At 37.3% G+C, this 6,626-nt stretch carries 7 protein-coding genes and 1 pseudogene; 5 read left to right on the top strand and 3 right to left on the bottom strand.

Annotated features, from left to right (window positions below):
• Positions 1-585: 585 nt before the first annotated feature.
• Positions 586-1,677 (bottom strand): CotH kinase family protein, encoded by a 1,092-nt coding sequence (locus HNP81_RS23350; protein ID WP_376766782.1) that lies wholly within the window; start codon positions 1,675-1,677, stop codon positions 586-588.
• 149 nt (positions 1,678-1,826) lie between these two features.
• Here HNP81_RS23350 and HNP81_RS24855 point away from each other — a divergent pair.
• Both HNP81_RS24855 and HNP81_RS23345 read left to right on the top strand, forming a co-directional pair.
• Positions 1,827-1,922, top strand: a pseudogene (locus HNP81_RS24855) (CotG/ExsB N-terminal domain-containing protein); the annotation flags it as partial.
• 55 nt (positions 1,923-1,977) lie between these two features.
• Entirely contained in the window at positions 1,978-2,277 is a 300-nt protein-coding gene (locus HNP81_RS23345; protein WP_182504152.1) for a hypothetical protein, read from the top strand.
• An 875-nt stretch (positions 2,278-3,152) separates the two neighbouring features.
• Here HNP81_RS23345 and HNP81_RS24850 read toward each other — a convergent pair.
• On the bottom strand, positions 3,153-3,284 hold the full coding sequence (locus HNP81_RS24850; RefSeq protein ID WP_084552499.1) for an Abi family protein: 132 nt from the start codon (positions 3,282-3,284) through the stop codon (positions 3,153-3,155).
• Between the two features lie 579 nt (positions 3,285-3,863).
• Here HNP81_RS24850 and HNP81_RS23335 point away from each other — a divergent pair.
• The 3 genes from HNP81_RS23335 to HNP81_RS23325 all read left to right on the top strand — a co-directional run bounded on the left by HNP81_RS23335 (position 3,864) and on the right by HNP81_RS23325 (position 6,064).
• Entirely contained in the window at positions 3,864-4,274 is a 411-nt protein-coding gene (locus HNP81_RS23335; protein ID WP_182504151.1) for a hypothetical protein, read from the top strand.
• Entirely contained in the window at positions 4,261-4,851 is a 591-nt protein-coding gene (locus tag HNP81_RS23330; protein ID WP_182504150.1) for a hypothetical protein, read from the top strand. Before HNP81_RS23335 ends, HNP81_RS23330 begins: the two co-directional genes overlap by 14 nt.
• 988 nt (positions 4,852-5,839) lie before the next feature.
• A complete protein-coding gene (locus tag HNP81_RS23325; protein ID WP_182504149.1) occupies positions 5,840-6,064 on the top strand; it encodes a hypothetical protein in 225 nt (74 codons plus the stop codon).
• 210 nt (positions 6,065-6,274) lie between these two features.
• Here HNP81_RS23325 and HNP81_RS23320 read toward each other — a convergent pair whose 3' ends face one another.
• Complete coding sequence (locus tag HNP81_RS23320; protein WP_182504148.1) at positions 6,275-6,451, bottom strand: YjcZ family sporulation protein; 177 nt, start codon at positions 6,449-6,451, stop codon at positions 6,275-6,277.
• Positions 6,452-6,626: the final 175 nt, after the last annotated feature.

The following is a 6,626-nucleotide window of genomic DNA, read 5'->3' as shown; positions in this document are numbered from 1 at the left end:
TATTCAATTATTAATAGAACACAAATTTCGACATAAAAATGGAAATCCTTATCAAAGTACATTTTAGGTCTTTGATTCATGCCTATTTGTGTCGCTTTATTAGTTTCAAACATACTCTAAATCAGCCCACGCAAGTAGTTAGTACCTCCTTTATAACAAAAGGAGATGTTTGTATATGTCAGGTTGTGTAGATGGAGGTTTTGGTTTTGGTGGCGGCTATGGCTACGGGGGCTTCTGCTAATAAGTAACAAAAAGGACGACCATCATAGGCCGTCCTTCTTTAAATTTAAAATGGTCATTAAATGAAGAATGCTGACTACAATTAGTGACAGTCAGCTATTTACTGTCATTCCCCTTTGAAAATGTATTTTTGTTTTTGTGTATTCGTTACATTGAATAAGACAAAAAAAGATACTCACCTAATGAGTACCATTTGGAATAATCTCTGTATATAAGGTACGGGGATATATCATGAAGAAAGACCTTACCTTGGTAAATTTCTGACTCTATGATCCGCAGTGTAATCTCGGATTGTTTTTTCTTTATTTATTTCACTCTGTGGTGGGGGTATCGCCTATTGTACTATTAATCTAATGTATATAATTGGTTGCTTATATACTTTGCCCTTGCTTCAATATATTGGCATATATAATCCGGTTCTTTATCAAAAAGGTGGATCTGTTCCTTTATATATGGGTCTTTTAGAACATATGGCCTTATGAGCTCAAAAGTTTCCTGAATTTTAGGTTTCATAAATTCTAAAGTAAACTGGTTACTTAAGATATCTTCTAATCGTTTTTTGTATTGGTCTCGAAAAGTCTTCACATCAAGAATCCGTGCCGTTAACGTATTAAAGCCCTTAATTCTCACATAGTCTTCTTCCATGACTTCTCCATTTATATCCCTTCCCCATGTAGCGTCATAATCCCAGGGAATGACTTCAAAAAGTCCCGTTTCTCCATTCCGATATAGCGCATAGTTATGAACGAATCCATCGTAATTTTGCGTAAAAATAACACCCGCGAGCCAGCAAAGGTACTTTTCAACGTTTATATATTTTACAATCTCCTTTTCAAAGTCTACTCTTGGGATCGTATTGATTTTTATGATTAATTCATGTAAAGCATTCTCATCCTGAGCTGTCCCACATTTTCTCTCATATCCAAACTCAAGCGATTTCTTTATATCTTGATCAAGTTCACTCATTAACGAAAAGTTAGCGTCACCATCCACAGCATAAAATATAGATCCTTTTGGCAGTTTTTGATTCTCTAAGAAATACTCATCGATGGATTCTAATTCTAGATAAAGGCCCTCATTTTTCCCATTTATCATTAGGAAAACAAACCGGGATTTCGGGGATAAACATCCAATTTCCTTGAAAAAGTCTAAAGATAATTTATTTCTTATGAATGATGGATCCTTATATTCTGCGTTTAAATGCCATTCTTTTGCATTTCGAAAAGTACTTGGTTTGTGAAAAGCTATATGATACGACTTTTTGCGAAAACTGCGAATATGAGAGCCACGGTAAGCTAGATCGATGTCATACCTTTTTTTGTTCACGTTTAGCTTTGCAGTAATTGGATCATCACACCAAATATCCCTCCGTAGCTCGGAAAAATCCAAAGGATGAATAAAAAATTTATATTCAGGTAGTTTCTTAGCATGATCCACAGGCATCCTTCACCTTTCTTTTTATATACTCATATGCCAAAAGGGATTGTCAGGTTATTTTGGTTAGTAAGGCTCTTGTCTATTACCACTCTCGTACAAACCACATAGTTTATAGAGGAAGTGTTCCATTTCACTTCATTAACTTTGAAATGGAGGTAATGAGTATGTCGAATTTTTGCAATGATGATATACAAAGAGCTGTAGACCGGTGTAATTCAATGGGTTTAAGTGACTTCATGTTCCAGAATCCACGATCAAGCTGTCGTTCTAGAAGACGAAATACAAATAGGCGCAATACATGTGATAATCGTCGCCGTCGCACTAGCCAGCGTCGTCGCACCAGCCAGCGTCGTCGCACTAGCCAACATCGTCGCACTAACCAACATCGTCGCACCAGCCAGCGTCGTCGCACTAGCCAGCGCCGTCGCACTAGTCAGCGCCGTCGCACTAGTCAACATCGTCGCCGATGCACTTTCCATCATCGTCGATGTTGCCGGAATTGTCTGTTTGGAAATCGCCGAAGATGTTGCTTTAGATTCTGGTAACAATAGATACTTGATTAAAAATAAGGTGATAGATCTTCTCTATCATCTTGTTTAATTTGCAATACAACGAAAACCCATGCATCCTTCAGGATTCACAGCGATGGCTATTTAGCACAAATCACCAAACAGAAGTTTTAACACTGCCAAAAAGTAGCCCTTATAGCCTCATCCCTTCTTGCAGACAAGGAATTTACGTGAAGCAGAGCATTTACATAATCAAGGCATTGGAAAAGCGATTGAACGCTATGAAAATGAGTGAACAGTAAAAAAATGCGACCTATATGTTTGGGAAAAGTGATAGTTAAGAGTGGTTGGATGGGATTTAACCTCTACTCAAATAAAGGCATGGAATGATTATCATTCCATGTCTTTATTTGTCTGGATACTTTTTGATCTGTCCAAAATGAAATAGAATTAGGATACTTTTTCAGCTTTTGTAGATGTTCGCTGTATAAGCTCCTGTTTGGCAGAATCTACTTACATACAATTAATCCTAGACATTGGATATTTATTCATTTCATTTAGTTTAGCAACCGAATTTTTTAATTGTTCATATAATATTTATCCAGAACTAGCGAGATAATTTATCAAGTAGTTTTTTTGAAAGATTTGAAGGTAATTAATATATATAGTTCAAGTATTGAAAAAAGTTGTGGGTCCGTCGTGGTTCAATTAGTGGAATATGAAATGATAAAACCCATCGTCGATTGACGGTGGGCTCCTTTTTGTTTGTACTACAAAAAAGTTAGTGACACCGCATTATATGCGCGTATGAATCTAATGTTACAGACTATATACGACCTCATCATTTCATAATGCTCAATCTCCAAGATGTGACAATCAAGATGGAAATGGTCCTTCCTCTAAAACCAATGATTATATCTTTAGTATGTTTGGTGGAACAAGGATAGGACTAGTCTGGTAATGTAGCTAACCAGTCAATAGGTGGTTCTTCAGAAAGTCTTCATAAGAAAAGTGTGTTCGGAAGGCTATCTCAATTTTTTCTAATGCACCTAAAAGCAATAACCTTAGTCTTCTGTCAAATTCATATAACGAAAGCAAGTTGTTTCACCCTCAATAATCTTGATTAATTAACGGCGTACGTATTGGAAGACGGCAGATGCATTCGGTAAAAATCTGCATGTGAAGGAAGGAATCGCTCTGCTTGATTAATTGCGATGGTAGTTATATTCAAGTTTTAAAGCCTCAACCTAATACTAATTTAGCTGAAACATACACGATAATGGGTATTGTATTTAGTCTTTTTGACCAACTGACATAATGACCACATGACCAACATATAAATATCTTTGTAAAGAAAAATTCAAAAGAATCACCTCTTCCCCACTGCATGGGGGGCGAGTAACGGAATAAAGAGATACTATATTACTATTACTTTAAAATCTTTTTAATTGGCTTCACGCTTATTACATGGTTGAGGCTCTTGGCTTTCTTGGCCAGTAATTGCGCTTGCTCCTTTGTAATTCCATTCTTTTTCTCTGTCATGTTCACCACTCTCCTTGGTCCATCCATTCCCAATACATATGTAGTTTATACCTCCCCCACTTCGAAATCATGCGACGCATTGACCAAACGACCAAATGACCCAAGGATAATCCAATTGAAAGGGGCAAAAAATAAATGAGAAGAGAGAAGCAAATCAATCCTATCTTATCCGCGCCTCCAAAGACCGACAGTCAGACGTCAGAAAGAAAAATCAGAGCTGATAAGCTTCATGATATTAAAATTCCTATCAGCGCCGTTGTAGACAGTATTTTAAGGCGTGAGTCTAGAAAAAGATGGGGAGGATCTAAAACAGCAATAGGAACAGACATCCTAAAGTATGGTCTTGAGAATATCTTTATGTACCCAGCAGTGGAGTATAAGCAACAAGAAAAGACTGTCCATTGCAAAGTTGACCAAGCTACCTTCATGAAAATTGCAGACCTTGCAGACATATGGGGCTGCAGTATTCGCAAGGCGGCACATCGAGTATTTACTGAATCTCTCAAGAAAAAACAGTTAGGGAGCGTAACAAATGGTGAAATATAGTGCTGCGGATTTACTTGCAGAAGAACTTTCACTTAGGACATCCCAAGATTTCTTCAGTAAGATGATTTATAAGATGGCCAAGACGTCTTCAGTTAAGCTTACTATCGAAATACCACTCACCTTATATTTAAGGGCGGAAATTTTTTGTGAAGATGTTCAGGACATTGGTGAAGTGCTTTTTAACCAGGCGGACTTGATAGCCGTTTTGTATGATGATTTTTTGTTGTATGCAAAAAAGAATCCAGATCCTAATCACCTATATAAAATATTGAACACTCTTGATCAGCAAGTTGGTAAAAAAACGAATTTGGAGCAGCAGCAAGATCAATCGGTTTTTAAACTGGTTCATCTAAGTAACACTGACCAACAGATGCAAGCTATTGAAATAACCTTTAAACGTAAGTCAGCGCTACGTGGTGAGGTAATGCTTGCGGATATAGGTGAACTTCATCCGGGGCACCCTTACACGCTTGAAAACATGATTCAGCTTTTATATTGTGACTTTGTAGAGAAATTTCGAAAAGGTGATAATAATGACGCTTTAGATGCCATCCTTACACGTTTAGAAGAAGAATAGAGCCAAAATAAAAAGGACCCGGTGTTTTTTGGTCCTTTGCCCTTTCTATCAAACTTGCAACAATACACAGATTTTTTCTTGTGTTTAAACCAATTGACCGTAAACGTTGTATTCGTGATCTGCCAAAATGTAACGACTAAATTTACCACCATAAGTTTCTTCTAAATATGGTTCGACTCGATTGTGAATTTCGCGTACAACTTTGCTGTAAGATTCCTTATTGAGAAGGTAACCCTAGAAATCCTCCTGCTTGATTACGTATATCCAATTTGGACCATTATAGGCTTCATTTTGCCCAACTACTGTTACCATGCGTAATTCCACAAGAATAAGCTTATGAAAGTACTCTTTGTCCCTATAGTTTATGACAAAACTTCCACATCATTTATAACTTTAATCATGATTGTCACCCCTTCAATATTTGCCTTTAGGTTAATCGAAAGGGACATGAAAGGAAAATCACGAAAATTCAATTTTCAGCCCTGTTTTGGTACGGAAATGAAGTTTTCACCTAGAAAAAATGCAATTTCAGAGGGGGGGGCATGGGAATTTCTGTATTTTATAAGTTTTTTTGACCATCGGGATACCTCTCACGATAGAACGGGATAGGGGTATTAATCAAAAAGCTCTGGTGGGAACCTCCTTGGTTTTTTCCTACGTTTACTCGTTACTCGAAACGGTTGCCCCCTTCAATATCGTACATTAGACGTGTGATATTGTCGTTTTCTCGAAAAGATTCTTTATTGTCAACGAAATGATTGTATGAAAATATGTAATATCATACATTTAGAAAAACCCCTTCTTCAGTTAAAGGGTTAGTTGAAAAAACAATAAATCGTTGACTGGTGCTAATTGTCTTGTGAAAGCTAGTACAATGAGAGGTTATGACTATACAAGCATACAACCTTTACAAATAGGCAACTACCTACTCCTTATTGAATATGGACACATACACTATTTTTGAAACAATTTGAGGAGGAGATATAAAATGGAAAGACAAATCGTTGGAAGTTATGGCTACGGCGGTTATCCATCTTACGGAATGGGATATGGTGGTTACCCGTACCACCATGGATATGGTGGGTACCCATATCATCATGGATATGGTGGTTATCCTGCTTACGGAATGGGATATGGCGGTTATCCGTCCCATTATGGATATGGTGGATACCCATACCATCATGGACATTGTGGACATTGTGGACATTACTGAGATGGATCTTGTTAGCCTTATTAAATAATGTTACGGATGCTTTATTTAAATCCCAGGAGCCGATCAAGAGCTCCTTTTTTTATTATCTGGACGAACAAAGAGAATGAAACCCATTTACTATAAACATGGTCTTAGTCAGCATTCTTCATTTAATAACCATTTTAGATTTAAAGAAGGACGGCCTATGATGGTCGTCCTTTTTGTTACTTATTAGCAGAAGCCACCGTAACCGCCTCCGTAACCACCTCCGTAACCGCCCCCGTAGCCATAGCCGCCGCCAAATCCACCGACACAACTACAGCCGACGATGATTAAGAGGATAAACAAAACCACTATAAAGGCAAAACCGCCACCAAAACCAAAACCTCCATCTACACAACCTGACATATACAAACATCTCCTTTTGTTATAAAGGAGGTACTAACTACTTGCGTGGGCTAATTTAGTGTATGTTTGAAACTAATAAAGTGACACAAATAGGCATGAATCAAAGACCTAAAATGTACTTTGATAAGGATTTCCATTTTTATGTCGAAACTTGTGTTCTATTAATAATTGAATT

This window comes from Peribacillus huizhouensis (assembly GCF_014138605.1).
Classification (GTDB): domain Bacteria; phylum Bacillota; class Bacilli; order Bacillales; family DSM-1321; genus Peribacillus; species Peribacillus huizhouensis.
Note: the sequence above shows the minus strand (reverse complement) of the source record. Positions and strands in the feature narration are given on the sequence as shown.

Excerpts from the sequence above, each read along its gene's own strand:
- HNP81_RS23335 (WP_182504151.1), top strand. The coding sequence starts at position 3,864 with ATGAGAAGAGAGAAGCAAATCAATCCTATCTTATCCGCGCCTCCAAAG.
- HNP81_RS23330 (WP_182504150.1), top strand. The coding sequence starts at position 4,261 with ATGGTGAAATATAGTGCTGCGGATTTACTTGCAGAAGAACTTTCACTT.
- HNP81_RS23325 (WP_182504149.1), top strand. The coding sequence starts at position 5,840 with ATGGAAAGACAAATCGTTGGAAGTTATGGCTACGGCGGTTATCCATCT.
- HNP81_RS23320 (WP_182504148.1), bottom strand. The coding sequence starts at position 6,451 with ATGTCAGGTTGTGTAGATGGAGGTTTTGGTTTTGGTGGCGGTTTTGCC.